The organism is Bacillus sp. ME78 (genome assembly GCF_903970865.1).
Classification (GTDB): Bacteria; Bacillota; Bacilli; order Bacillales; family Bacillaceae_G; genus Bacillus_A; species Bacillus_A cereus.
Genome location: NZ_CAJCKK010000006.1, coordinates 1 through 24,480, shown reverse-complemented (window position 1 = coordinate 24,480; position 24,480 = coordinate 1). Strand labels below are relative to the sequence as shown.

The following is a 24,480-nucleotide window of genomic DNA, read 5'->3' as shown; positions in this document are numbered from 1 at the left end:
ACTTTACCCCTTACCCCTATTATTTACAACATTTTAAATTATAACAAAATTACATAAGAAAAAAAGCTGTTCCATAGAGGAACAGCCTTCATATTTAATCTAAAATTTTCACAAGTGGTTCATCTTGTTTTGCTTCACGTATAATAATAGCTTCTGGGCGTTCTACAGATTTAATCGTTACTTGTACTTTCATATAATTCGGGAAGTATTCCATAACAAGCCCTGCCACATATTGTGTAAAACCAATTATTTCAGCTTTTCCATTAAACTGGACAGGAATATCAAGCTTCATTTCTCTTAATTCATCATCTCTATACATACCAGTACCAATAACAGCTGTATAGTCGCCTTGGAAATAATCGCTTAGTTTTGCCTTAAAGTTGGATACTCTTGCAAGATCTTCACGTTTATTATCTGTTTTCGCTTGCTCTGATGGGAACAAATAGTATTTCTCATTAATTTGTTTCCAATCTTCAACCGTTTCACTACCTTTTTCTACATTTGCATAAGAAACAAAGTTACCTGGTACGAGCGAAGACTTTGGAGCTTGGCGATAAATCGCAAATGTTATCGGAATATTTTTTGTATCAGGTTGTTTTTGATGTATGACTTTCAAAATTTCTTGCGCCATTTTTTTCCCTTCAGCTAACATCTTTTCATCCGGGATGGCAGCTTCACGTGGATAACCATGCTCTTCGTTAAAATATTGAACAGAATTCATTGCTAATCCAACTACCATACCAACACGTTCCTCGCTGTTATCGCCTTTTTTCACATAATAATCATGCTCTAAAATATTTGAAATATATATTGGATTTTTTTTATTTTTCACTTCTAGTGATTCGGATCCCGTTCCTAATGCAGGGTTTAATCCTATATTAGGAAATTTAACTGCATCTTTTTTTAATTTGTCCTCTAGTTCCTTTTGTTCAGCATCTGTACGTTTTCTTTTAACAAGCATCTGTATCACTTGAGTATCTAGAGCACTTCCGCCTTTTAAAAAATTATCTTTCGTATTAAATGATTCTTTTGCAATTCGCATTAATCCTGTTTCAAATTCATCTATATCAAGACGACTATTTAGCCCTTGCACCACTAAACCACGTGCATTTCCACCATCAAATGGAATAGTCGTCTTATAATATTCATCCGAAATAGCGTATTTTGGAACAACTGATTGTTCTTTTGCTTTCCCCGATTTCTCAGCCACTTTTTCATCTTTGTCGGCACCTGCACTACACCCACTTACAAGTAGGCCCAGGCTTAATATCGCTAATGCTATTTTTTTCATGGTAAGTTTGCACCTCTTACTTATTTAGCTCTTGTAAGAACCTCTCTTCATTCCAAACCTCAACATTATGTTTCTCCGCTTGTGCTAATTTCGAACCAGCTGCTTCACCTGCAACAACCAAATCCGTACTCTTACTAACACTTCCTGTTACTTTTCCACCTAATGCCTCAATCTTCTTCTTCGCTTCACTTCGTCCCATAACTTCTAGCTTACCTGTTAAAACAACCGTTTTTCCTGCGAAGTAAGATTCAACATTTTGTAAATCTGCAATTTTTATACCTTTGTATGTCATATTCACGCCATACTCTTTAAACTGCTGTAATAATTCTAATACATCTTCATTATCAAAATATGTCACAACAGATTGAGCCATTTTTTCGCCAATTTCATTAATTGCTTTTAGTTCTTCTTCTGTTGCTTTTACAAGCTCATCCATCGTTTCAAAGTGCTCTGCAAATGTACGTGCTGCTTTCGCTCCAACGTGGCGAATTCCAAGACCAAATAATAATCGCTCTAACGAGTTTTCTTTAGAATTTTCAATTGCTTGTATTAAGTTTGTTGCTGATTTTTCACCAAAACGTTCTAACTGTAATAATTGCTCTTTCGTCAATGCATATAAATCAGCAAATGTACGAATATAATCTGCATCAAAGAGTTGTGTAATGACACGTTCTCCAAGTCCATCAATATTCATCGCATTTCTTGAAACGAAATGGATTAATCCCTCTCGAATTTGAGCCGGACAAGTCGGATTTATACATCGAAGTGCTACTTCTTCTTCTAAACGAACAAGTTCACTCTCACATGCTGGACAATGCGTTGGCATACGGTATTCTTCTTCTTCACCAGTACGCTTATCAAAAATAACGTTCACAACTTCAGGAATAATATCTCCAGCCTTCTTCACAACAACGTAGTCACCAATTCGAATGTCTTTTTCACGAATCAAATCTTCGTTATGTAAAGAAGCACGGCGAACAATCGTACCAGCAACTCTCACTGGCTCTAGCTCTGCAGTCGGCGTTACAACCCCTGTTCGGCCAACACTTAATTCAATGCCTGTTAGTCTCGTTACAACTTCTTCAGCTGGGAATTTATAAGCAATCGCCCATCGTGGACTCTTCGCTGTAGTTCCTAGACTTTCTTGAAGAGCAACATCATCTACTTTTATAACGATTCCATCAATCTCATAATCAAGATGCGGACGTTTTTCTTGCCATTCTTCTACATAAGCTATAACCTCTTCGATTGTTTCACATGTACGGCGATTTGGATTTGTCTTAAATCCGAGTTCACCTAAGAAATCAAGCGATTCACTGTGCGATGGAATTGTTTTTTCTTCTACATTCGCAAGACCGTACACAAACATAGATAAGTTACGCTTCGCTGCAATTTTCGGATCAAGTTGACGTATTGAACCTGCTGCTGCATTACGCGGATTCGCAAATACATCTTCTCCATTTTGCTCTTTTTCTTCATTTAGTTTAACGAATGAACGCTTCGGCATATAAGCTTCGCCTCGTGCTTCTAACGTTACTTCTTCATTTAAACGAAGTGGGATAGCTTTAATCGTTTTTAAATTTTGAGTAATATCTTCACCCGTTACACCATCACCACGTGTCGCCCCTTGAATGAAGCGTCCTTTTTCATAATGAAGCGAAACGGCAAGCCCGTCAATTTTTAATTCACATATATATCTTACATTCGCACCATCAATTCCTTGACATACTCTTCTGTCGAAATCACGCAAATCCCCTTCGTTAAATGCATTCCCTAAACTTAACATTGGTGACTTATGTGTTACTTTTTCAAATATATCAAGAATAGTTCCCCCAACGCGAACGGAGGGAGAATCTTCACTCATAAACTCTGGGTTCTCTGCTTCTAATTTTATAAGCTCCTGCATATCACGGTCATATTCCGCATCAGAAACAGAAGGATTGTCTAATACGTGATATTGATAATTAAATGTATTTAACAAATCACGCAGTTCTTCTATACGTTTTTTTGCTATCTCTTTTGACATATCCTCATTCCTTTCTATTGTTTCGTCACAGGTGCAAATTTTGCTAACAAACGTTTAACACCAATCGGGCTTGGGAACGCAATATCTAATTCTTTTGCATCACCTTCACCTTTTACACTTACAACTGTACCGATTCCCCATTTTTGGTGAGAAGCTTTATCGCCTACTGCCCAGCCAATTTGCTCACCGCCTGTCGTCTTAGCTGCTGGACGCGCGAAAGCTGAACGAGAGCGTGTTGTGGTTGTCGTTGTCATTTTACTGCTACTTGCTGTTCTGCCTTTTGCACCAAACGAATTTTCACGCTTCGGCGCTGTTTCATTTAATGATTCCACTAGTTCTGCCGGGATTTCTGTAATGAAGCGAGACGCAGCATTCATACTTGTTCTACCAAATAAAGTACGCATTTGCGCATTAGATAAATATAACTCTTCTTCTGCACGAGTAATACCTACATAAGCAAGACGACGTTCTTCTTGCATTTCATCCTCTTCCATAAGAGAACGAGTATGAGGGAATATCCCTTCCTCTAAACCAACAATAAAGACAACCGGGAACTCTAATCCTTTTGCTGAGTGCATCGTCATTAAAATAACTTCTTCACCAGCAGTTGGGTCTTCATCTACACGATCAATATCAGCAACAAGTGCTAAATCTGTTAAGAATGCAACAAGGCTCTTATCTTCACTTTGAGATTCAAATGTTTGCGTAACAGATAAGAATTCGTCTAAGTTTTCTAAACGACCTTCCGCTTCTAAAGAACGCTCATTTTTCAACATATCGCGATAGCCTGTTTTTTCAATAACTTCTTCTACTAATTCTGTAACAGATAAATACTCTTGCATATTTACCCAGTTGTGTAATAAACTTGCGAATTCTTTTACTGCCTTTGTAATTTTTGCACTTACTCCAACATGCTCAATCTCATCAAATACAGCAGTTAATGAAATTCCGTTTTGCACACCATAATTAATAATTTTATCGATAGAAGTCGCACCAATACCACGCTTTGGCATGTTAATAATACGTGCAAAACTAATTTCATCATCTGGATTACCGATTAAACGTAAGTACGCCAAAATATCTTTAATCTCTTTACGGTCGTAGAACTTAGTTCCCCCGACAATTTTGTAAGGAATGTTAGATTTAAGGAAAATCTCCTCGACCATACGAGACTGAGCATTCGTACGATATAGCACTGCAAAATCAGTGTATTTTCGTTTCCCCATTTGAAGATCGTCACGAATTTTTTTCGCAACAAAATATGCTTCGTCCTTTTCAGTTGCGGCACGATAATACGAGATTTTACTTCCAACTTGATTGTCTGTCCATAATTTCTTCGGTTTACGATTCGTATTTTTTTCAATAACAGCATTCGCTGCATTTAAAATATTTTGTGACGAACGATAGTTTTGTTCTAACAAAATTACCTGTGCATTCTCATAGTCTTTTTCAAATGACAAAATGTTAGAAATATCTGCACCACGCCAGCGATAAATAGACTGGTCAGAGTCACCTACAACGCAAAGATTTTTAAAACGTGCTGCCAAATGTTTAACAAGAAGATATTGCGCTTTGTTCGTATCTTGATACTCATCAACATGAATATATTGGAACTTACGCTGATAAAACTCTAATACTTCTGGAACACGTTCAAATAGCTGAATCGTCGTCATAATTAAATCATCAAAGTCTAATGAATTATTTTTCAAAAGACGTTTTTGATACTCTGTGTATACATCGCTCGTTAATTTTTCATATGGATCAGCCATTGTAATTTTTTTTGCATATTTATCCGCAGATAACAATTCATTTTTTGCATTACTAATACCCGCTAAAATAGAGCGCGGCTCAAATTTCTTCGGATCAATATTGCGCTCTTTCATAATTTTTTTGACTACAGTTAGCTGATCACCTGAATCTAAGATTGTAAAGTTACGATTAATACCAATACGATCGATATCGCGTCGTAAAATACGTACACACATAGAGTGGAACGTCGAAATCCAAATATCTTCTGCTTCTGGTCCCACAAGTTTATCAATACGCTCGCGCATTTCACGAGCTGCTTTATTTGTGAAGGTAATAGCTAGTACATTCCATGGTGCTACACCTTTTTCACCAAGCAAATACGCAATACGGTGTGTTAACACGCGTGTCTTACCACTACCTGCACCTGCCATTAGTAGCAGTGGTCCATTCGTTGTTTGTACTGCTTTTTGTTGCTGTGGATTTAAACCGTTTAATAACTTATCTGTCATACTCATATACGCCTGCACCTACTCTCCTTTTACTGCTTTAACTGTTTTTAACGCCGATTTTATATCATCATAAATAATATTTCCAACAACTACTGTATCAGCATATTGCGCCATTTCTTTCGCCTGTTCTGCATTAGAAATACCACCGCCATAATATAACTTGGCTTGTTTCAATTCTGCTTTTACATTTTTAACAAGTTCAACATCTCCATACGTACCGCTATATTCTAAATAAAATATCGGTAAATGTAATAACTTGTCTGCTAAACGCGCATATGCAATAACGTCATCTTCTGTTAAATCACATTTCGCATCTGTAAGCTGGGCTACTTTCGCTTCGGGATTTAAAACACAATACCCTTCCATAAAAATTTCGTCCCAGTCCATAATATCCCCAAATTCTTTCAATGCCTCATGATGAACACCTGTTACCCATTCTACTTTTCGGCTATTTAAAACACTTGGGATGTAATAAAAATCAAATCCTGGTGTAATTGCTTCTACATCAGAAACCTCTAATACACAAGGAACTGCATATCTACGAATGCTAACTAGCATGTGTAATACGTTATCAATTGTAACTCCATCACTTCCGCCTACAATAACAGCATCCGTTCCAGACTCACAAATCATTTCTAAATATTCATCGCTTAACTCCTTATTTGGATCAAGCTTAAATACATGTTTCCATCCGGAAATATCGTACATGAAAACACCCTTCCTTTTCTCTAGTTATATCTATAGTTCTGTTTAAAATAACAGTTAGTTTTTATCTTGATTTTTTAAAATAGCTATTAAATATTTTTCAAAAAAAAGGATTTAATTTCACCTTCTTTTTATGCATTCTTTCATTATAACAAAAAAAGCTACTGACACACACGCCGATTCCAACATCTTTTTCAACGTCAAATGTTGGATTACATATCCCAAAAATCACACGGGATACTAATAAGAGAAGTAGTATTTACTATTTCAATTTTCATAAAAAGGAGTGTTTTTCTAATGAAGCAAAACATCGGGACAATAAACGCTCTAATTCGAATTACACTTGGGCTTGTCCTCTTCGGATGTAGTGCAACTAAACTTGTACGCAAGCCGTGGTGCACTTGGTCTAACATTTTTCTATGGATTGGTGCAATGAAAGTTGCAGAGGGAATTGTTCGCTTCTGCCCTATTGTTGAAGCGTGGAAATTTGGAAAATACATGAATATGGGCGCATTTAAAATGCCTGGCATGAATTTTGCTGAAAAAGGACATGCTAAAGAAGAAGTGAATCAAACTTCCGCTCATGACAAGCCAAAGTCAAAGGGAAGTTATGACGCTTCTGACAAAGAGATTGAGTCAGCGATTGAAGAAATAATCCTGGCAAAACCGCTTTGAATCATTTGTCACGATGCAAGATGCTCTCAAAGGGACTTAGCTGCTGCAGTGGGCGGTTAAGTCTTCTTTATTTTACCATAAAACAGAACGTATATTCTTATTTCTAACTTTAAAATGTACATAAAAGATATCAATCAATAAATTTCAGAAAACTAGGTGCATACCCCTTGCTTAAAATGATATAAAAGTGATATCATTTTTATATCAGGAGGCGATCATATGAAAGAAAAACAAGTATTTTATGTAAATGGTTTTCTCGGTATTATTGGAATTTTGATTTTAGCTGCTATCGGTGTATTTTTCCTTGCACAAGAAATTTTCGTAGGAGCAGCACTAACTATTATATTAGCGGCAATTCTCGCTACAGGTATCGGTATTGTTCAACCGAATCAAGCGAAAGTTATTACGTTCTTTGGTAATTATTTAGGAACAATTCGTCAAAATGGTTTATTTTTAACAATTCCATTCGCATTCCGTCAAACTGTCTCGTTACGTGTTGAAAACTTTAATAGTAAGAAATTAAAAGTAAACGATGTTGAGGGAAATCCGATTGAAATTGCAGCTGTTATTGTATATAAAGTAGTTGATTCTGCAAAAGCAATGTTCGGTGTTGAACATTACGATCGATTTGTAGAAATTCAAAGTGAAACAGCAATCCGCCACGTCGCAACAAAATATCCTTATGACAATTTCCAAGATGAAACTTGCATTACGTTACGCGGGAATACTGAAGAAATCTCTGAAGAATTAAAGCGTGAGTTAGAAGCGCGCCTTGAAATCGCAGGCGTAGAAGTATTAGAAACTCGTTTAACACATTTAGCTTATGCAACAGAAATTGCCCATGCGATGCTACAACGTCAACAAGCAAAAGCGGTATTAGCTGCTAGAAAAGAGATTGTTGAAGGTGCTGTGAAGATGGCGAAGGATTCAATCCATATGTTAGATGAGGAAGGCGTACTTGAATTAGATGACGAGCGTAAAGCGAATATGGTAAACAACCTATTAGTTGCCATCGTTTCAGATAAAGGTGCGCAACCAGTTATTAATACAGGAAGCCTATACTAAGGGCTATAAGTAATTATGCCTAAAAAGAAAAGCTTTCCATTACGTATTGATCCTGAATTACACGCAGTCATCGAAAAATGGGCAAATGATGAGTTTCGTAGCGTCAATGCACACATCGAGTATTTACTTCGAGAAATGGCAAAGCAAAAAGGAAAATTGAAGAAAGATAAAGATGCATGAACAAACAGCCCACTGAATTTTCAGCGGGCTGTTTTTATACAAAGCAAGTTATCAATAAACTTGCTTAACGCTGCTGTTCTCACACTATCTTTCCGATAAATAAAATAAGTCGGAATAAACCTGTTTTCATGTACTAACGGTGTATGAATAAGTTCTTTATGGCTATCAAATTGCTCTGCTACTTCACGTGGTAACATAGACACCCCAAGTCCAGCTTTTACGCATCCAATAATACCGTCTAAAGAATTTAATTCCATTATTTTTTTTGGAACAATCCCTTCAGATAGTAACCATTCTTCTAAAACTTTTCTATAAAAACAACCTGATTGAAAAACGATAAAAGACTGCGATTCCGAATATCCGTTATCCCACAAAACATTCCGCTTTGAAAGTAACATCATTTCCTCTTGGAATACTTCTATCTTTTCTAAAGCTGGATCAGCTATACAATCAGCTACAAATGCCCCCTCTATTTCATATAAGAGTACCTTCTTCGTTAATTCTTCCGTATTGTGCGTTTGCAACATAATTTCCACTTCTGGATAGCGCATATGATAATTAGCTAAAATCGTGGGCAATCTAACAGCTGCTGCTGTTTCCATCGCTCCAATTTTCAATACTCCTCCAGGCTCCGCTGTATGTTTCACTTGCCTTTTTGATTCATTTAATAATTGAATCATTTTTTCAGCGTATGTTAACAACTTTTCTCCGGCTGGTGTTAATGTAACTCCATCTCGATGCCTATAAAATAATTGTGTTTCATATTCAGCTTCTAGCCGTTTTATTTTTGCTGTTATGTTTGATTGAACAAAATTCAACCGAATAGCTGCTCTTGAAATACTTTTCTCCTGCGCGACCATATAAAAAGCTACAAAATCTTGTAAGTTCATTCGTTCATATCCCTTCGTTCATATCATTAATTTTGATATTACATATAAAAAATCAGTATTTTACGCCCCATATATATTCCTCTATCATATATATTAGAAGATATTTCAAGAAGGGAGATTATATGAAAGAAACAAAAACATGGAAAATGATTATAGCTGGGATATGTTCTTTAATAGCTGTCATGGGTATTAGTCGGTTCGCCTACACACCGATTATTTCTTTTATGGAAAAGCAAGCCCATATAGAAGATGACCTCGCTGGATATTTAGCGTCCAGTAATTATCTTGGTTATTTACTTGGGGCATTCTTTATTGGATTCATGACGATAAAAAATCGTGAAAAAATATTACACCACTGTTTATTCTTCAATGTTCTTTCAACTCTTTGTATGGGCTTAACCTCTTATATCTTTTTATGGTTTCCCCTTCGCTTTATCGGTGGTTTCACAAGTGCAATTGTATTTGTTCTTGCCTCTAGTATTGTTTTAGATTATTTATTTCAAAGTAATAAAGTCATGCTAGGTGGCATGATTTATAGCGGTGTTGGAATTGGCATTATTTTCTCTGGAAGTTTCGCACCTTTATTCAACTCAATTTGGAATTGGCAAGGTGCATGGATTGGGTTAGGACTTATTAGTTTTAGTTTAGCTATCCTTGTATGGAAATGGTTAAGAGAGGACAGTAGACATACTATACAGCAACCAAAAAGTACTATACAAGCTACATCTTATAGAAAAAACGATTTATTTTGGCTTATTTTAGCTTACGGATTCGAAGGATTTGGCTATATTATTACAGGGACCTTCCTTGTCACCATTGTAGAAAGAATTACACTATCACCCTTCTATGCATCTTGTAGCTGGATTATTGTCGGTATTGCTGTCATCCCATCTAGTTACCTTTGGTCCACTGTTGCTCGGAAGTACGGACCAACACGAGCTCTTATATCCGCCTATATGTTCCAAATTATAAGTGTACTTTCTCCACTCCTTATTCCAAACCTTTTTGGGGCATTTCTAAGTGCATTCCTTCTAGGTGCTACATTCGTCGGAATTACAATTTTAACAACTACAGAAGCAAAACGAATAAGACCGAATGAAAGTAATAAAATCATTGGTTATACGACAGGTGTTTATGGGATTGGCCAAATTATCGGTCCAATCTTTACAGGTATTATTGCGGAGAAAATGCAAAGTTTTTCCCTCCCACTCCTTGTCGCTGCTCTTACGTTAATCATCTCAATACTACTATTATTAATTGGAGAAATAAGATGCAAGCAGGTAGAGAAAAAGTGTATATAGATACAAATAGTTTATAATCTCTTGAAAAGATTCAACCTACTATACTCTATTTCCTATAAAAAAAGAAGCTAACATATGTTAGCTTCGCGTAATCTCATGCCCAATCGCACGATATCCTATATCACTACGATAAAATAAGCCATCGCTCTCAATCTTTGCGATTTCTTTGTACACTCTATCTTTCGCTTCTTGTAAGTCTTTCGCTTTATAAGCAATAAATAGTACACGGCCACCATTTGTTACAAAATCCCCATGCTTCATCGCTGTACCTGAATGAAAGACAATAGCATCTTCTAAACGATCTAATCCTGTAATAATTTCACCTTTTTTATACGCTTCTGGATATCCTTTTGAAGCAAGTACAACACCAATTACTGCTTCCTCTGACCACTCTAACACTAACTCACTTTCATCTAATACAGCATTACATACATCAACTAAATCGTTTTCTAAGCGAGGTAATACAACTTCTGTTTCAGGATCACCAAAGCGTGCATTAAATTCAATTACCTTTGGACCATCATTTGTTAAAATAAGCCCTGCATATAAAATCCCTGTAAATGATCGATTTTCTTGGATCATTGCTTGAGCAGTTGGATGTAATACGGTTTGAATCGCTTCTTGGACTGCTGATTCTGGAATTTGTGGTACTGGAGAATATGCACCCATTCCGCCTGTATTTGGGCCTTTATCAGCATCAAAAGCTCGTTTATGGTCCTGAGCGATTACCATCGGATGTACAGTTGTTCCATTTACAAATGCCATTAATGAAAATTCTTGTCCATCTAAAAACTCTTCAATAACAACCTTCTTACTTGCCGCGCCGAACTTCACATCTTGTAGCATTTCTTTCACAGCCTGTAATGCCTCTTCAAGCGTCATTGCTACCGTTACCCCTTTACCAGCAGCTAATCCGTCAGCTTTAATAACGATTGGTGCACCAACTTTTTGAATATACTGTACTGCTTCTTCATAATCGGTAAAAGTTTCGTACGCCGCAGTTGGAATATCATACTTTTTCATAAGCTCTTTTGTAAAAGCTTTACTACCTTCAATAACAGCAGCCGCTTTATTCGGACCAAATACGCGAAGTCCCTCTTCTTTAAAACGATCAACAATTCCATTCATAAGTGGAATTTCTGGTCCAACGAAAGTTAACTCAATATTATTCTCTTTGGCAAATAAAACTAATGCATCAAAATCATTTTCATCAATATCAACTGGTATTGCAACATCTCGCATACCTTCATTACCTGGTGCTACATATACCTTTTTCACTTTTGCAGATTGTGCAAACTTCCAAGCTAAAGCATGCTCACGCCCACCGCGGCCAATTACTAAAACATTCATATTTCATCCCCCAATAATTAAATAAGTACAAACTAGAAGCTATGCTCCTAGTTTGCTTTTTCATATCAATAAAAGGTTATCTTGACCGGACTTTTTAAACATCCATCTCAATAAAGGTTTAAAAAGGAGGATCAAGAGCACCGAGCAGGTCTAGGCGCATTTGCCAGGAGGACACGGAGTGTAGCTTTCCTACATGAGTACCGCACTGGCGATGCAACGACGACATGCGAAGGTTATCTTGACCGGACTTTTTAAACATCCTCTATTAGTGTTTGAAATGACGTACGCCAGTGAACACCATAGCAATCCCATACGTATCTGCCACTTTAATAGAATCTTCATCACGGATCGATCCGCCTGGTTGAATGATTGCTGTAATTCCCGCTTTTGCTGCTTCTTCTAATGTATCTGGCATTGGGAAGAAAGCATCAGATGCAAGTGCGCTACCTTGTGCTTTTTCACCAGCTTGTGTAATCGCGATTTTTGCAGAGCCTACACGGTTCATCTGTCCCGCACCGACACCAATTGTCATGTCATCTTTCGCTAAAACAATTGCATTTGATTTCACATGTTTTACAACTTTCCAAGCTAGTTTTAAATCTTTCCATTCTTGCTCTGAAGGTTCACGTTTCGTTGGAATTGAAATTGTACTTTCATCTAATGATAACGTATCTTCCTCTTGAACGAGAAGTCCGCCTTGTACAGAAGTTAGTTTTTTGCTTGCACTTGTCGCTTTTTCAATATTTATAGTTAATAAACGCAAGTTCTTCTTACTTTGCAACACTTCTAAAGCTTCTTGCGAGAACGAAGGTGCGATAACAATTTCTAAGAAAATTTCATGTAACTTTTCTGCTGTAGCTTTATCAATTTCACGATTTGCTGCAATAATACCGCCGAAGATTGATACTGGATCTGCTTCATAAGCACGAGTATATGCTTCGTGAATATTAGTTCCTACTCCAACACCACATGGATTCATATGTTTTACTGCTACTACTGCTGGTTCTGTAAATTCTTTTACGATGCTAAGCGCTGCGTCTGCATCATTAATATTGTTATACGATAATTCTTTACCGTGTAATTGTTCTGCGTATGCAACAGAAGAAGTTGCTGCGAATGGCGCTTTATAGAAAGTTGCTTTTTGATGTGGGTTCTCGCCATAACGTAAGTCTTGCTTTTTCTCAAATGTCACAGTTAATGTTTCTGGACTTTCTTCACCCATTTGCTCTGTTAAGTAGTTAGAAATTAACGCATCATACGCTGCTGTATGACGGAATACTTTCGCTGCTAGTTTACGTTTCGTTTCCTCTGCTACTTCACCGTTCTCTTTCAGTTCTGCTAACACAATATCATAATCTACCGGATCTACAATTACAGATACGAATTTATGATTTTTCGCAGCAGAGCGAATCATTGTCGGGCCACCGATATCAATATTTTCAATTGCATCAGCAAATGTTACATCAGGCTTAGCGATTGTTTCTTTAAATGGGTATAAGTTAACAACAACAAAATCAATTGCTTGAATACCTAATTCATTCATTTGCGCTACATGTGTTTCATTATCACGAACTGCTAATAGACCACCATGAATATTTGGATGTAAAGTTTTCACACGACCATCCATAATTTCAGGGAAACCAGTTACTTCAGAAATACCAATTACTTGTAAGCCGTTTTCTTCTAGTAACTTTTTCGTACCACCTGTTGAAATAACTTCAATCCCTTGCTCTAGTAACCCTTTAACAAATTCTACTACTCCTGTTTTATCTGAAACACTTACTAATGCACGCTTTTTCATTTATCCTTCACCCCTGGTTGTATGTTAGTTAACAGTTGTTTCTTTCACAGACTGAACAATTTGATTCACTGTATTTACGTATAATTTATGTTCAACTTGCTGAATTTTCTTTTGTAAGCTTTCTCTCGTATCCCCTTCAGAAACAACCACTGCTTCTTGCGCAATAATTGGTCCTGTATCCATACCTGCATCTACATAATGAATTGTTACTCCAGTTACTTTCACACCTGCTTCTAACGCTTGACCGACAGCATCTTTACCCGGAAAGCTCGGTAGTAATGATGGATGAATATTAATAATCTTTCCGCCGTATGCTTCTAGTAACGTCGGCCCGATTAAACGCATATATCCAGCTAAAATAATATAATCAACTTCATATTCTTCTAGCTTCTTTAATATCTCTTTTTCAAACGCTTCTTTGGACTCATATGCTTTCGCTAAAAAAGCGAAACACGGAATATGATGATAATTTGCCCGTCCAACAGCGCGTGCTTCTGGTTTATCACATACTAATAAACTAATTTCTGCATCCAATCTTTTTTCTTCTACCGCATTAACGAGAGATTGAAAGTTAGATCCGCTTCCAGAAGCAAAAACTGCTAATCTACTCATAGTGCTGTGCCCCCATTAAAAGTAACGCCAGCTCCTTGTATAGTACGTCCAATAATACGAGCCGTTTCTCCTTGCTCTTCAAGAAGACGAACAACATCTTTTGCATCTTCTTCCTTCACTGCTACTACCATACCAATACCCATGTTAAAAATATTGAACATTTCTTTCTCTTCCAGTTTCCCAACTTCTTGAAGCAAATGGAAGATCGGCTGAATTTTCCAAGATCCTAGTTCAATCTCAGCACCAATTCCTTCTGGCAACATACGTGGGATATTTTCAATAAATCCGCCCCCTGTAATATGCGCCATACCGTATACTTCATGCTTCTTCAATAGTTCTAAAATAGGTTTGACATAAATTTTCGTTGGTTTTAATAATTCTTCACCAAGAGGTAGTTCTAACCGTCCATAAATACGCTCTAAAGATAGTTCTCCATCTTCTAGTAACACTTTTCGTACTAAAGAGTAACCATTGCTATGAATACCGCTAGATGCTAAGCCAATTAGCACGTGACCAGCTTCAATCTTTTCACCTGTTACAATTTTCTTTTTATCAACAATCCCAACTGTAAAACCAGCTAAATCATATTCTTCCGTAGAATACATTCCTGGCATTTCAGCTGTTTCTCCACCGATTAATGCACAACCAGCTTGGCGACAGCCCTCTGATATACCTTTGACGATGTTTTCAATTTTACTAGGTTCAGCTTTACCACAAGCAATATAATCAAGGAAGAAAAGCGGCTCTGCTCCTTGGACAACAATATCATTTACACACATTGCTACTGCATCAATACCAATTGTGTCATGTTTATCTGCCATAAAAGCGAGCATCAATTTTGTTCCCACGCCATCTGTTCCAGATACTAATACAGGTTCTTCTAATGCAAATTTTGATAGATCAAACATACCTCCAAAACCGCCTAAACCGCCTAGTACTTCTTTTCTCATAGTTGTTTGTACGTGTTTTTTCATGCGAGATACCGCTTCATATCCAGCTTCAATATCTACTCCTGCTTGCTTATATGCATTCGCCATCGTTATTTACACCTCGTCTTTTAATTTCTCCCCATCCAGGGCGGGCCGTTTTAAGAAAAAAGCTAGCTTCTACAGCAAAAGAAGTAGAAGCTTTTTTCACTTTTCTTATTTCATACTTTCTAAAAGCTCTTGCTCATAATCATAAAGAGCTGTTGGATAGTCCCCATTAAAGTAAGCCATGCATAGGCCGCCATATTTCCCTTCATATGGACGTCCAATTGCATCTACTAATCCATCTTCGCTTAAAAATGTTAAAGAATCTGCTCCGATCATTTCGCGGATTTCTTCTACTGTATTATTTGCTGCAATTAATTCTTTTCTCGTTTGAATATCAATACCATAGAAACATGGATATTTCAGAGGTGGTGAAGCAATTCTTACATGAACTTCTGTCGCTCCAGCCTCACGAAGCATACGAACAATTCGTTTACTTGTCGTTCCTCTTACGATAGAATCATCAATCATAACAACTCGTTTCCCCTCAACCACACCTCTTACTGCGGAAAGCTTCATCTTAACCCCTTGCTCACGCAGTTCTTGAGAAGGCTGGATAAAAGTACGTCCAACGTAACGATTTTTAATTAATCCTAATTCATACGGAATGCCTGTTGCCTCTGCATAGCCAATCGCAGCTGAAATACTAGAGTCTGGTACACCAGTAACAACATCCGCTTCAATAGGAGCTTCCGCTGCTAAACGTTTTCCCATATTTTTACGCGCTGCATGAACGTTAACACCAGCAATATTAGAATCTGGTCGTGCAAAGTAAATATATTCCATACTACAAATCGCATGTTCTACATCGTTTGTGAAACGATCTACGTGAATTCCTTCATCATTAATGATAAGTAATTCACCAGGTTCTACATCGCGAATGTATGTTGCACCTACTACATCAAAAGCACATGTTTCAGATGCTACAACGTAAGCATCCCCCATCTTTCCAATTGAAAGCGGACGGAATCCATTTGGATCTAACGCAACGATCATTTCATTTCCAGTTAGTAAAAGATACGCAAACGCACCTTTCACTTTATTCAGAGCCTCTTTTACACTTTCAATTAAAGAGTCTTTCGTACTACGTTTAATAAGATGTAAAAGTACTTCTGTATCTGAACTAGTTTGAAAAATACTTCCCTCTGCTTCTAATTCACGACGAAGCATTTTTGCGTTAATTAAATTTCCGTTATGAGCTAACGCCATACTATGATCGGAAAAACGGAACAACAATGGTTGAACGTTAGCAACTTCACTTCCACCAGCTGTTGCATATCGTACATGCCCGATTGCTGATTTTCCATTTAATCCTTCTAACTCACCTCTTGAAAACACTTCTGATATTAAACCTAACCCCTTGTGACCGACGATTTTTTCTCCATTATTTACGACAATGCCTGCGCCTTCTTGCCCACGGTGCTGTAAACTGTGCAATCCGTAGTATGAAACTTGTGCTGCATTTTCATGCCCCCAAATTCCGAAAACGCCACATTCTTCGTTTAACCCCTTTATTTCAGCAAGCATGGGATTGCCCCTTTCCAAGCCTTTCTCATTTCATCTACATTTGCTGTAAGTAATACTTCATTTTCTTCATTATGAATTGTTACTTCATTTGTACTTGTTACTTCTCCAACTTGGATTGCTTCTACCGTTTTCTCAAACGCCTCTTTATTTTCACGTTTTACAGTTATCACGAAGCGAGACTGTGATTCAGCGAATAATGCTGCTGTTGCTTCTCCATCTAATTTCACAGTAGCACCTAAGCCGTTAGCACCAATTGCACTTTCTGAAATTGCAACTGCTAAACCACCCTCAGCAACATCATGTGCAGATTGAACAAGACCAGCTTGAATTGCTTCTAATACTTGTTTTTGGCGTTTTAATTCTACATCTAGATCGATACTTGGTGATTGACCGAAAATTTTTCCGTGAATCATTTTCTGTAATTCACTTCCGCCAAACTCAGCTTTCGTCTCACCGATTATATAAACTAAATCACCAGCTTGCTTAAACTCTTGTGTTGTTACATGTTTTAAGTCATGTACAAGTCCGACCATCCCAACAGTTGGTGTTGGATATACAGCTTCGCCACTACGTTCGTTATACATCGATACATTTCCGCCGATAACTGGTGTTTGTAATGTGCGACAAGCTTCACTCATACCGTCTACTGATTTCTCAATTTGCCAGAAGATTTCTGGTTTTTCTGGGTTACCGAAGTTTAAGCAATCTGTAATTGCAAGTGGCTCACCGCCAGAGCATACGATATTACGCGCTGCCTCTGCTACTGCAATTTTACCGCCCATTTCTGGATCTAGATAAATGTAGCGAGAATTACAATCTGTCGTCATTGCTAATCCTTTTTCTGTACCGCGTACACGTACAACTGCTGCATCTGAACCTGGTGTAACAACTGTGCTTGTACGAACTTGGTAATCGTATTGATCGTATACCCACTCTTTACTTGCAATTGTTGGTTGCTGTAATAGAGCGAATAACGCTTCTTTATAATTTTCTACTTTTGGCGTTTCCATTTTCATTGCTTGGAATTCAGCAAAGTATGCTGCTTCTTTTGATGGTTTATGATAAATTGGTGCTTCTTCTGCTAAAGCATCTGCTGGAACTTCAGCTACCTTTTCACCTTTATGGAATAAACGAAGCATTTTATCTTCCGTTACTTTCCCCATCGTAACCGCTGCAAGACCATACTTCTCAAATAAATCTACTATTTCTTGTTCTCTACCTTTTTTCACAACAATTAACATACGCTCTTGTGATTCAGATAGCATCATTTCATATGGTGTCATTCCTGTTTCACGCTGTGGTACATCATCTAAGTACATTTCAATACCCATTCCTGCTTTACTTGCCATTTCTGCAGATGATGATGTTAAACCAGCCGCACCCATATCTTGAATTCCAACAAGTGCATCAGATTGAATTAATTCTAAACACGCTTCAATAAGAAGTTTTTCCATAAATGGATCCCCTACTTGAACCGCTGGACGTTTCGCTTCTGAGCTTTCAGATAGTTCTTCCGACGCGAATGTTGCACCGTGAATACCGTCACGACCAGTTGATGCTCCTACGTACATTACTGTGTTACCAGCACCGTGCGCTTGCCCTTTTTTAATGTCTTCGTGGTTAATCAAACCTACGCACATTGCATTTACAAGTGGATTTCCTTCATAACATGGATCAAATTGTACTTCGCCGCCAACAGTCGGAATACCGATGCAGTTACCGTATCCTGCAATTCCTGCTACTACTTCTTCGAATAAATATTTCACACGTGGTGACTGTAATTCACCGAAACGAAGTGAGTTTAATAGAGCTACCGGACGTGCTCCCATAGAGAATACATCACGAATAATACCACCAACACCTGTTGCTGCTCCTTGATATGGTTCAATAGCTGAAGGATGGTTATGACTTTCCATTTTAAATACAACTGCTTGATTATCACCGATATCTACAATTCCAGCGCCTTCTCCAGGTCCTTGCAGAACGCGCTCACCTGTCGTTGGAAACTTACGAAGAACTGGTTTTGAATTTTTATAACTACAATGTTCAGACCACATTACAGAGAACAATCCTGTTTCTGTATAATTTGGCAGACGACCTAAAATCTTTTCAACCATGGCAAACTCTTCGTCTGTTAGCCCCATTTCCGCATATATACGCTCTTCTTTAATTTGTGTTGGATTTGGTTCAAGCATTAACGACATATGTTTCCCTCCACTGTTTTAAGATAGATTGAAAGACTTTTAACCCTTCAGCACCGCCAAGTAATTCATCTACAGCACGCTCTGGATGTGGCATCATACCAAGTACATTTCCTTTTTCGTTTACAATACCAGCAATATCTGAAACGCTACCGTTAGGATTTTCTACGTAACGGAATGCGATTTGATTATTCTCTTCTAATCTTTTAAGAGTCTCTTCGTCACAATAGTAATTCCCCTCACCATGAGCGATTGGAATATTGATTACTTCATTTTTTTCATATTGTGATGTAAACATTGTTTCATTATTTTCAACACGCAACTGAACAGTACGACACATAAATTTTAAGTTTTCGTTTCTCATTAATGCTCCTGGTAGTAATCCTGATTCAACAAGAATCTGGAATCCATTACATACACCTAAAATCGGCTTTCCTTGCTCAGCAGCTTTTTGTACTGCTTTCATTGCATTAGCAAAGCGAGAAATAGCACCGCAGCGTAAGTAGTCACCGTAAGAGAATCCACCTGGTAGTAAAATTGCATCATATTCATCTAAATTCTCTGTATCGTGCCAAACGTAATCTACTTCTTCGCCAAGCTCATCTTTAATTGCATGGAACATATCGACATCACAGTTCGAACCTGGAAATACTATTACGGCAAATTTCACTGTGCGACAACCTCCTCAACTTCATAACGGAAGTCTTCCATTACAACGTTCGCTAATAGTTTTTCACACATTTCTTTTACCTTGCTATCTAAGTCAGATACAGATTTATCAATTGTTAGTTCCATGTACTTTCCGATTCGAACGTCTTGTACTTCTGTGAATGAAAGACTATGAAGAGCTCCTTTTACCGCTGTTCCTTGTGGATCTAATACGCTTTCTCTTAATGTTACATATACCTTAACTTTATACATGTGAAATTCCCCCTAAACGTTTTAAAATCTCTTCATAAGCATCTGTTAAATTTCCAAGATCGCGACGGAATACGTCTTTATCAAACTTCTCATTGCTCGTTTCATCCCATAAACGGCAAGTATCTGGTGAAATTTCATCCGCTAATATGATTTCTCCCTCTTCCGTTACACCAAACTCTAATTTGAAATCTACTAATCTTACACGACAGCTTGCGAAATGATCAATCAACACTTGATTGATTTGTAGAGCCATATCTCGTAATACGCTTACTTGCTCTGGCGATGCAACGTTTAATACACGAATATGATCTTCCGTTACAAGCGGATCTCCTAAATTATCATCTTTGAAGTAAAATTCTACGATTGGTTCTGCAAGTACAGTTCCCTCTTCCATTCCTAATCGTTTTGAAAGACTTCCTGCAATTACATTTCTTGTGACAACTTCTAAAGGAATAATACTCACTTTTTTAACAAGTTGTTCTGTTTCAGATAACTTCTCAACAAAATGTGTTTTAATTCCTACTTCTTGTAACTTTCTGAACAATAAAGTTGTAATCTCATTGTTCAAACGACCTTTTCCTGTAATCGTCTCTTTTTTCTCCCCATTGAAAGCAGTCGCACTATCTTTGTACTCTACCCAAACCATATCTGCTGATTCTGTACGATAAATTCTTTTTGCCTTACCTTCATACAGCAATTCTAGCTTTTGCATTTCGCAAGCCCCCTGTAGTTTGAAAAATGTGAATAATATTTTTATAAAGAATGGCACAGAATGACTCTATTCTGTGCCATATGAAATTTTACGCTTCGTTTAATCCAAGTCGTTCAAAGATTGTATCAACGTGTTGCATATGATGCTCATAGTTGAAGCATTCATTAATTTCTTCTTGTGTTAACTTGCTTGTAATGCGCTCATCAGCTTCTACAAGCTCTTTAAATTGTACTTGTGTTTCCCAAGCTTCCATCGCTTTAGGCTGTACGATATCATAAGCTTCTTCACGTACCATACCTTTGTCGATTAGTGTAAGCATTACGCGCTGAGAATAAATTAAGCCGTATGTTCTTGTCATATTGCGTTTCATATTCTCTGGGTATACAGTTAAGTTTTTAACGATATTACCAAAGCGATTTAACATGTAATTTAATGCGATTGTAGCATCTGGTAAAATTACGCGTTCTGCTGAAGAGTGAGAAATGTCACGCTCATGCCACAATGGAACATTCTCATAAGCTGTCATCATATAACCGCGGATAACACGAGCTAAACCAGTCATATTTTCAGATCCAATTGGATTACGCTTATGTGGCATTGCAGAAGAACCTTTTTGGCCTTTTGCGAAAGCTTCTTCAACTTCACGTGTTTCACTCTTTTGTAAGCCACGAATCTCAACTGCCATCTTTTCGATAGATGTTGCGATTAATGCAAGTGTTGACATGTAGTGTGCGTGACGATCACGTTGCAATGTTTGTGTTGAAATTGGTGCTGCTTCTAATCCTAGATTTTCACAAACATATTTTTCTACGAATGGATCGATATTTGCATATGTACCAACCGCACCAGATAGTTTACCAACACGAACTGTATCAGCAGCTTGTTTGAAACGTTCTACGTTACGTTTCATCTCTTCATACCAAAGACCAAGTTTTAAACCGAATGTTGTTGGTTCTGCATGAACACCGTGTGTTCTTCCCATCATGATTGTGTATTTATGCTCTTTCGCTTTGTTAGCTAAAATGCTTACAAAGTTCTCTAAGTCTTTTAATATAATTTCATTCGCTTGTTTTAAGATGTAAGATAATGCTGTATCTACTACATCTGTAGATGTTAAACCGTAATGAACCCATTTACGTTCTTCGCCTAGTGCTGGCGTTTCTGATACAGCACGAGTGAATGCAACTACGTCATGACGTGTTTCTTTTTCAATTTCATAAATACGATCAATATCAAATGATGCATGTTCACGAATTTTTTTAACATCTTCTTTTGGAATATCGCCAAGCTCAGCCCATGCTTCACAAGCTAAAATCTCAACTTCTAACCACGCTTTAAATTTGTTCTCTTCCGTCCAAATCGCACCCATTTCAGGGCGTGTATAACGACTAATCATCTTTTTCCCTCCAACAGTTGTTCTTGATGGTCCCAAATATGCAAACTCTTTGCTTTTTCTAGAGCGACTTCAATATTATCATTTAAAATATTAACATGCCCCATTTTTCGCTGTGCTTTTGCTTCTTCTTTTCCATACAAGTGTAAATAGCACCCGGTTAATCTATTCACTTGTCTTAGGACCCCTTCTATATGTTCGCCTAAAATGTTTACCATGACAACTGGTTTTAACAAATTTGTTTCTCCAAGAGGTAAATTACAGATTGCTCGAATATGTTGACCAAATTGGCTCGTTTCACATGCATCCTGTGTATAGTGTCCTGAATTGTGAGGTCTTGGTGCTAATTCATTAATGTAAATCTCACCATTAGCTGTAGCAAACATCTCTACAGCTAGTGTTCCCACAAGTTTTAATTCATCCGCAAGTACCTTTGCATAAGCAATTGCTTTTTGAGAAAGCTCTTCTGTAATACGAGCTGGAACGATAGATTCATGCAAAATGTTATTTACATGAATATTTTCCGCTACCGGAAATACTTTCGTTTCACCACTTACACTACGAATCACAATAACGGATACTTCTTTTTCAAAAGGCACCCATTTCTCTAAAATACACTCTGCTTTATCCACAAGATCTCTTGCTGTCTCAACATCAGCCTCACTTCTTAAAACAACTTGCCCTTTCCCATCATATCCACCTGTCGTCGTTTTTAAGACGGAAGGGAATGATAACTCAGCAATTGCTTCTGTAAGCTGATCTTGATTTTGAACTAATCTATACGTTGCTAACGGTAACCCAGCCTTCTCAATTGCATTCTTTTCTGTAAAACGATTTTGCGTTTTATTTAACAACTGACTACCTTGTGGCAAGTAAGCATGTTTTTCAAGCCATTGTAAACATCTATAATCAATATTCTCAAATTCATATGTGACAACATCACTTATCTCTGCTAAATGCTGAATTGCCTTTAAATCGTCATACGGTGCAACAATTTCAATATCAGCAACTTGTGCACATGGTGAATGCTTTGTAGGATCTAAAACAGCAATTTTATATCCCATCTCCTTGGCTGCCAATGCCATCATTCTTCCTAGCTGGCCGCCTCCAATAATGCCGATTTTTTTTCCAGGTAAAATGATTCTCGTCATACTAGCTCACTACCTTCACGCACATCTTTTTCAATCGCTTCTCGTCTCAATTCTAATGCATCATGTATATCATCATGGAATGATCCAAGTATTTGTGCAGCAAGTAATCCAGCATTCGTTGAACCGGCTTTACCAATTGCAACAGTTGCAACTGGAACACCTCCTGGCATTTGGACGATGGATAATAATGAATCTAAGCCGTTTAATGCTTTTGATTGAACTGGAACTCCAATTACAGGAAGATTTGTCTTCGCTGCAACCATTCCTGGTAAATGTGCTGCTCCACCAGCTCCAGCAATAATAACTTTCAATCCACGTTCACGAGCCGTCTCTGCATATTCAAACATATAATCCGGAGTCCGATGAGCGGATACAACTTTTTTCTCATACGGTATATTTAATTCATCTAAAATGTCACAAGCATATTTCATTGTTTCCCAGTCTGATGTACTTCCCATTATGACTCCAACTAGTGATTTCATATTAGAATCCCCCCGATTCAAATAAAAAAAGCCTGAAATAGAACAGTTTCTCTTTTACTATGAGAGAAAGCGCTCTACTCAGGCATACGTATCCCTTGTGAATAGAAAAATACCGAGTGACTTTCCCTCATAGTCTAACGAATAACGGTCGTTAGGTAGAGACTTGCAGGCCATATCCCCGCGATTATATGAGGTCTTATATTATTGTTTCTATGGCTATATTAACAATATTTCATAAACGATGTCAATAAATAATCGAATGTTTTTTTATTAGTAGTCAATAACGTTCGTGTTTTAGTTATATTCAAAAGAAGAATTGCAACTATATGCAAGAAGAAAAGGGAATTAGAATATATATTTCTAGAGATCTATTTACTTATAATCGTTTATATAGTACTTCAGTATGTTTTAAATCACAATATGTACAATCTTGTATTCTACACATCAATAGAACTTTTATTATAACGATTTAATTTCTAAGGAGGATAAACGTGAAATAAAGAACTACGCTATTATCCTATTCATTTTTTCTATCGCAGTAATTGTTGTAATTATTGAATACTTATTTATAGCATCTCATTATTTAAAATATATACTTATGATAGAAATAATGTTTCCTATTTTAAGTATTGCTTTAGCGGTATTAGGAAAATCCGGAACACAAAAAATCATTGCTATTATTTTAAACAGTCTCTATTTCATTCTTTTTTCGTCTTTAGCGTTATTAAATTTATGGATTATAACATTCGATAAATAAAAATAAACACAAAAAAACCTAAGTCGAAACGACTTAGGTTTTTGCTTGGCGACGTCCTACTCTCACAGGGACAAGGTCCCAACTACCATCGGCGCTAGAGAGCTTAACTTCCGTGTTCGGTATGGGAACGGGTGTGACCTCTCTGCCATCA

The 24,480-nt window shown here is 37.3% G+C and carries 22 protein-coding genes, 1 rRNA gene and 1 riboswitch; of the genes, 5 read left to right on the top strand and 18 right to left on the bottom strand.

Features of this window, described 5'->3' with window-relative positions; genetic code table 11:
- Positions 1-94: 94 nt before the first annotated feature.
- From H6481_RS09675 to H6481_RS09660, 4 genes are read right to left on the bottom strand one after another with little or no spacing between them, the layout of a single operon-like run.
- Positions 95-1,291 (bottom strand): CamS family sex pheromone protein, encoded by a 1,197-nt coding sequence (locus tag H6481_RS09675; protein WP_000717010.1) that lies wholly within the window; start codon positions 1,289-1,291, stop codon positions 95-97.
- Between the two features lie 16 nt (positions 1,292-1,307).
- On the bottom strand, positions 1,308-3,317 hold the full coding sequence (ligA, locus tag H6481_RS09670; RefSeq protein WP_023520911.1) for an NAD-dependent DNA ligase LigA: 2,010 nt from the start codon (positions 3,315-3,317) through the stop codon (positions 1,308-1,310).
- Positions 3,318-3,331: 14 nt separating this feature from the next.
- Entirely contained in the window at positions 3,332-5,581 is a 2,250-nt protein-coding gene (gene pcrA / locus H6481_RS09665; protein ID WP_002094226.1) for a DNA helicase PcrA, read from the bottom strand.
- Between the two features lie 12 nt (positions 5,582-5,593).
- Positions 5,594-6,283, bottom strand: a complete 690-nt coding sequence (locus H6481_RS09660; protein WP_000272109.1) for a heptaprenylglyceryl phosphate synthase — start codon at positions 6,281-6,283, stop codon at positions 5,594-5,596.
- A 294-nt stretch (positions 6,284-6,577) separates the two neighbouring features.
- Here H6481_RS09660 and H6481_RS09655 point away from each other — a divergent pair, with 294 nt between their 5' ends.
- The 3 genes from H6481_RS09655 to H6481_RS09645 all read left to right on the top strand — a co-directional run bounded on the left by H6481_RS09655 (position 6,578) and on the right by H6481_RS09645 (position 8,200).
- A complete protein-coding gene (locus H6481_RS09655; RefSeq protein ID WP_000812340.1) occupies positions 6,578-6,955 on the top strand; it encodes a DUF2892 domain-containing protein in 378 nt (125 codons plus the stop codon).
- A 219-nt stretch (positions 6,956-7,174) separates the two neighbouring features.
- Positions 7,175-8,020, top strand: coding sequence for an SPFH domain-containing protein (locus H6481_RS09650; protein ID WP_000660675.1), 846 nt, complete (start codon positions 7,175-7,177; stop codon positions 8,018-8,020).
- A gap of 15 nt (positions 8,021-8,035) precedes the next feature.
- The gene (locus H6481_RS09645; protein ID WP_182811557.1) at positions 8,036-8,200 is read left to right on the top strand and encodes a toxin-antitoxin system HicB family antitoxin; all 165 of its coding nucleotides are present in this window, start codon (positions 8,036-8,038) and stop codon (positions 8,198-8,200) included.
- A 20-nt stretch (positions 8,201-8,220) separates the two neighbouring features.
- On the opposite strand, the gene H6481_RS09640 is transcribed toward H6481_RS09645, so the two are convergent.
- On the bottom strand, positions 8,221-9,090 hold the full coding sequence (locus tag H6481_RS09640; protein ID WP_001053119.1) for a LysR family transcriptional regulator: 870 nt from the start codon (positions 9,088-9,090) through the stop codon (positions 8,221-8,223).
- A gap of 122 nt (positions 9,091-9,212) precedes the next feature.
- Between H6481_RS09640 and H6481_RS09635 the strand changes: the two genes are divergently transcribed.
- A complete protein-coding gene (locus H6481_RS09635; RefSeq protein ID WP_098818302.1) occupies positions 9,213-10,391 on the top strand; it encodes a YbfB/YjiJ family MFS transporter in 1,179 nt (392 codons plus the stop codon).
- Positions 10,392-10,469: 78 nt separating this feature from the next.
- Here H6481_RS09635 and purD read toward each other — a convergent pair whose 3' ends face one another.
- The 12 genes from purD to purE all read right to left on the bottom strand — a co-directional run bounded on the left by purD (position 10,470) and on the right by purE (position 23,572).
- Complete coding sequence (gene purD, locus H6481_RS09630; protein ID WP_065481573.1) at positions 10,470-11,741, bottom strand: phosphoribosylamine--glycine ligase; 1,272 nt, start codon at positions 11,739-11,741, stop codon at positions 10,470-10,472.
- Positions 11,742-12,006: 265 nt separating this feature from the next.
- Entirely contained in the window at positions 12,007-13,542 is a 1,536-nt protein-coding gene (gene purH, locus H6481_RS09625; protein WP_000745406.1) for a bifunctional phosphoribosylaminoimidazolecarboxamide formyltransferase/IMP cyclohydrolase, read from the bottom strand.
- 24 nt (positions 13,543-13,566) lie between these two features.
- On the bottom strand, positions 13,567-14,154 hold the full coding sequence (purN, locus tag H6481_RS09620; RefSeq protein WP_182811554.1) for a phosphoribosylglycinamide formyltransferase: 588 nt from the start codon (positions 14,152-14,154) through the stop codon (positions 13,567-13,569).
- Complete coding sequence (gene purM / locus H6481_RS09615; protein WP_001262441.1) at positions 14,151-15,191, bottom strand: phosphoribosylformylglycinamidine cyclo-ligase; 1,041 nt, start codon at positions 15,189-15,191, stop codon at positions 14,151-14,153. The genes purN and purM overlap by 4 nt, the downstream gene beginning before the upstream one ends.
- 105 nt (positions 15,192-15,296) lie before the next feature.
- The gene (purF, locus tag H6481_RS09610; RefSeq protein ID WP_000879026.1) at positions 15,297-16,712 is read right to left on the bottom strand and encodes an amidophosphoribosyltransferase; all 1,416 of its coding nucleotides are present in this window, start codon (positions 16,710-16,712) and stop codon (positions 15,297-15,299) included.
- On the bottom strand, positions 16,697-18,916 hold the full coding sequence (gene purL / locus H6481_RS09605) for a phosphoribosylformylglycinamidine synthase II (protein ID WP_071731346.1): 2,220 nt from the start codon (positions 18,914-18,916) through the stop codon (positions 16,697-16,699). Before purL ends, purF begins: the two co-directional genes overlap by 16 nt.
- The gene (purQ, locus tag H6481_RS09600; protein WP_000666785.1) at positions 18,900-19,583 is read right to left on the bottom strand and encodes a phosphoribosylformylglycinamidine synthase subunit PurQ; all 684 of its coding nucleotides are present in this window, start codon (positions 19,581-19,583) and stop codon (positions 18,900-18,902) included. Before purQ ends, purL begins: the two co-directional genes overlap by 17 nt.
- A complete protein-coding gene (gene purS / locus H6481_RS09595; protein ID WP_000278823.1) occupies positions 19,580-19,834 on the bottom strand; it encodes a phosphoribosylformylglycinamidine synthase subunit PurS in 255 nt (84 codons plus the stop codon). Before purS ends, purQ begins: the two co-directional genes overlap by 4 nt.
- Positions 19,827-20,546 carry a phosphoribosylaminoimidazolesuccinocarboxamide synthase gene (gene purC / locus H6481_RS09590; RefSeq protein ID WP_001170549.1) on the bottom strand — a complete coding sequence of 240 codons (720 nt, stop codon included), beginning with the start codon at positions 20,544-20,546 and terminating at the stop codon, positions 19,827-19,829. The genes purS and purC overlap by 8 nt, the downstream gene beginning before the upstream one ends.
- Before the next feature lie 88 nt (positions 20,547-20,634).
- Positions 20,635-21,942 carry an adenylosuccinate lyase gene (purB, locus tag H6481_RS09585; protein WP_000625682.1) on the bottom strand — a complete coding sequence of 436 codons (1,308 nt, stop codon included), beginning with the start codon at positions 21,940-21,942 and terminating at the stop codon, positions 20,635-20,637.
- Positions 21,939-23,090 carry a 5-(carboxyamino)imidazole ribonucleotide synthase gene (gene purK, locus H6481_RS09580; protein ID WP_182811551.1) on the bottom strand — a complete coding sequence of 384 codons (1,152 nt, stop codon included), beginning with the start codon at positions 23,088-23,090 and terminating at the stop codon, positions 21,939-21,941. The genes purB and purK overlap by 4 nt, the downstream gene beginning before the upstream one ends.
- A complete protein-coding gene (gene purE, locus H6481_RS09575) occupies positions 23,087-23,572 on the bottom strand; it encodes a 5-(carboxyamino)imidazole ribonucleotide mutase (RefSeq protein WP_000839367.1) in 486 nt (161 codons plus the stop codon). The genes purK and purE overlap by 4 nt, the downstream gene beginning before the upstream one ends.
- A 110-nt stretch (positions 23,573-23,682) precedes the next feature.
- Positions 23,683-23,784: riboswitch (purine riboswitch) on the bottom strand.
- A gap of 284 nt (positions 23,785-24,068) precedes the next feature.
- Here purE and H6481_RS09570 point away from each other — a divergent pair.
- The gene (locus tag H6481_RS09570; RefSeq protein ID WP_071731348.1) at positions 24,069-24,329 is read left to right on the top strand and encodes a hypothetical protein; all 261 of its coding nucleotides are present in this window, start codon (positions 24,069-24,071) and stop codon (positions 24,327-24,329) included.
- Positions 24,330-24,372: 43 nt separating this feature from the next.
- On the opposite strand, the gene rrf is transcribed toward H6481_RS09570, so the two are convergent.
- Positions 24,373-24,480: ribosomal RNA gene (rrf, locus tag H6481_RS09565) — 5S ribosomal RNA — on the bottom strand; the annotation flags it as partial.

Coding starts and splice junctions, on each gene's coding strand:
- purD (WP_065481573.1), bottom strand. CDS start 11,741: ATGAATGTTTTAGTAATTGGCCGCGGTGGGCGTGAGCATGCTTTAGCT.
- H6481_RS09655 (WP_000812340.1), top strand. CDS start 6,578: ATGAAGCAAAACATCGGGACAATAAACGCTCTAATTCGAATTACACTT.
- purL (WP_071731346.1), bottom strand. CDS start 18,916: ATGTCGTTAATGCTTGAACCAAATCCAACACAAATTAAAGAAGAGCGT.
- H6481_RS09645 (WP_182811557.1), top strand. CDS start 8,036: ATGCCTAAAAAGAAAAGCTTTCCATTACGTATTGATCCTGAATTACAC.
- H6481_RS09650 (WP_000660675.1), top strand. CDS start 7,175: ATGAAAGAAAAACAAGTATTTTATGTAAATGGTTTTCTCGGTATTATT.
- purK (WP_182811551.1), bottom strand. CDS start 23,090: ATGACGAGAATCATTTTACCTGGAAAAAAAATCGGCATTATTGGAGGC.
- purB (WP_000625682.1), bottom strand. CDS start 21,942: ATGATTAGTCGTTATACACGCCCTGAAATGGGTGCGATTTGGACGGAA.
- ligA (WP_023520911.1), bottom strand. CDS start 3,317: ATGTCAAAAGAGATAGCAAAAAAACGTATAGAAGAACTGCGTGATTTG.
- purS (WP_000278823.1), bottom strand. CDS start 19,834: ATGTATAAAGTTAAGGTATATGTAACATTAAGAGAAAGCGTATTAGAT.
- H6481_RS09635 (WP_098818302.1), top strand. CDS start 9,213: ATGAAAGAAACAAAAACATGGAAAATGATTATAGCTGGGATATGTTCT.
- purH (WP_000745406.1), bottom strand. CDS start 13,542: ATGAAAAAGCGTGCATTAGTAAGTGTTTCAGATAAAACAGGAGTAGTA.
- H6481_RS09675 (WP_000717010.1), bottom strand. CDS start 1,291: ATGAAAAAAATAGCATTAGCGATATTAAGCCTGGGCCTACTTGTAAGT.
- purF (WP_000879026.1), bottom strand. CDS start 16,712: ATGCTTGCTGAAATAAAGGGGTTAAACGAAGAATGTGGCGTTTTCGGA.
- purM (WP_001262441.1), bottom strand. CDS start 15,191: ATGGCGAATGCATATAAGCAAGCAGGAGTAGATATTGAAGCTGGATAT.
- purN (WP_182811554.1), bottom strand. CDS start 14,154: ATGAGTAGATTAGCAGTTTTTGCTTCTGGAAGCGGATCTAACTTTCAA.
- pcrA (WP_002094226.1), bottom strand. CDS start 5,581: ATGAGTATGACAGATAAGTTATTAAACGGTTTAAATCCACAGCAACAA.
- purE (WP_000839367.1), bottom strand. CDS start 23,572: ATGAAATCACTAGTTGGAGTCATAATGGGAAGTACATCAGACTGGGAA.
- H6481_RS09640 (WP_001053119.1), bottom strand. CDS start 9,090: ATGAACTTACAAGATTTTGTAGCTTTTTATATGGTCGCGCAGGAGAAA.
- H6481_RS09660 (WP_000272109.1), bottom strand. CDS start 6,283: ATGTACGATATTTCCGGATGGAAACATGTATTTAAGCTTGATCCAAAT.
- purC (WP_001170549.1), bottom strand. CDS start 20,546: ATGCAAAAGCTAGAATTGCTGTATGAAGGTAAGGCAAAAAGAATTTAT.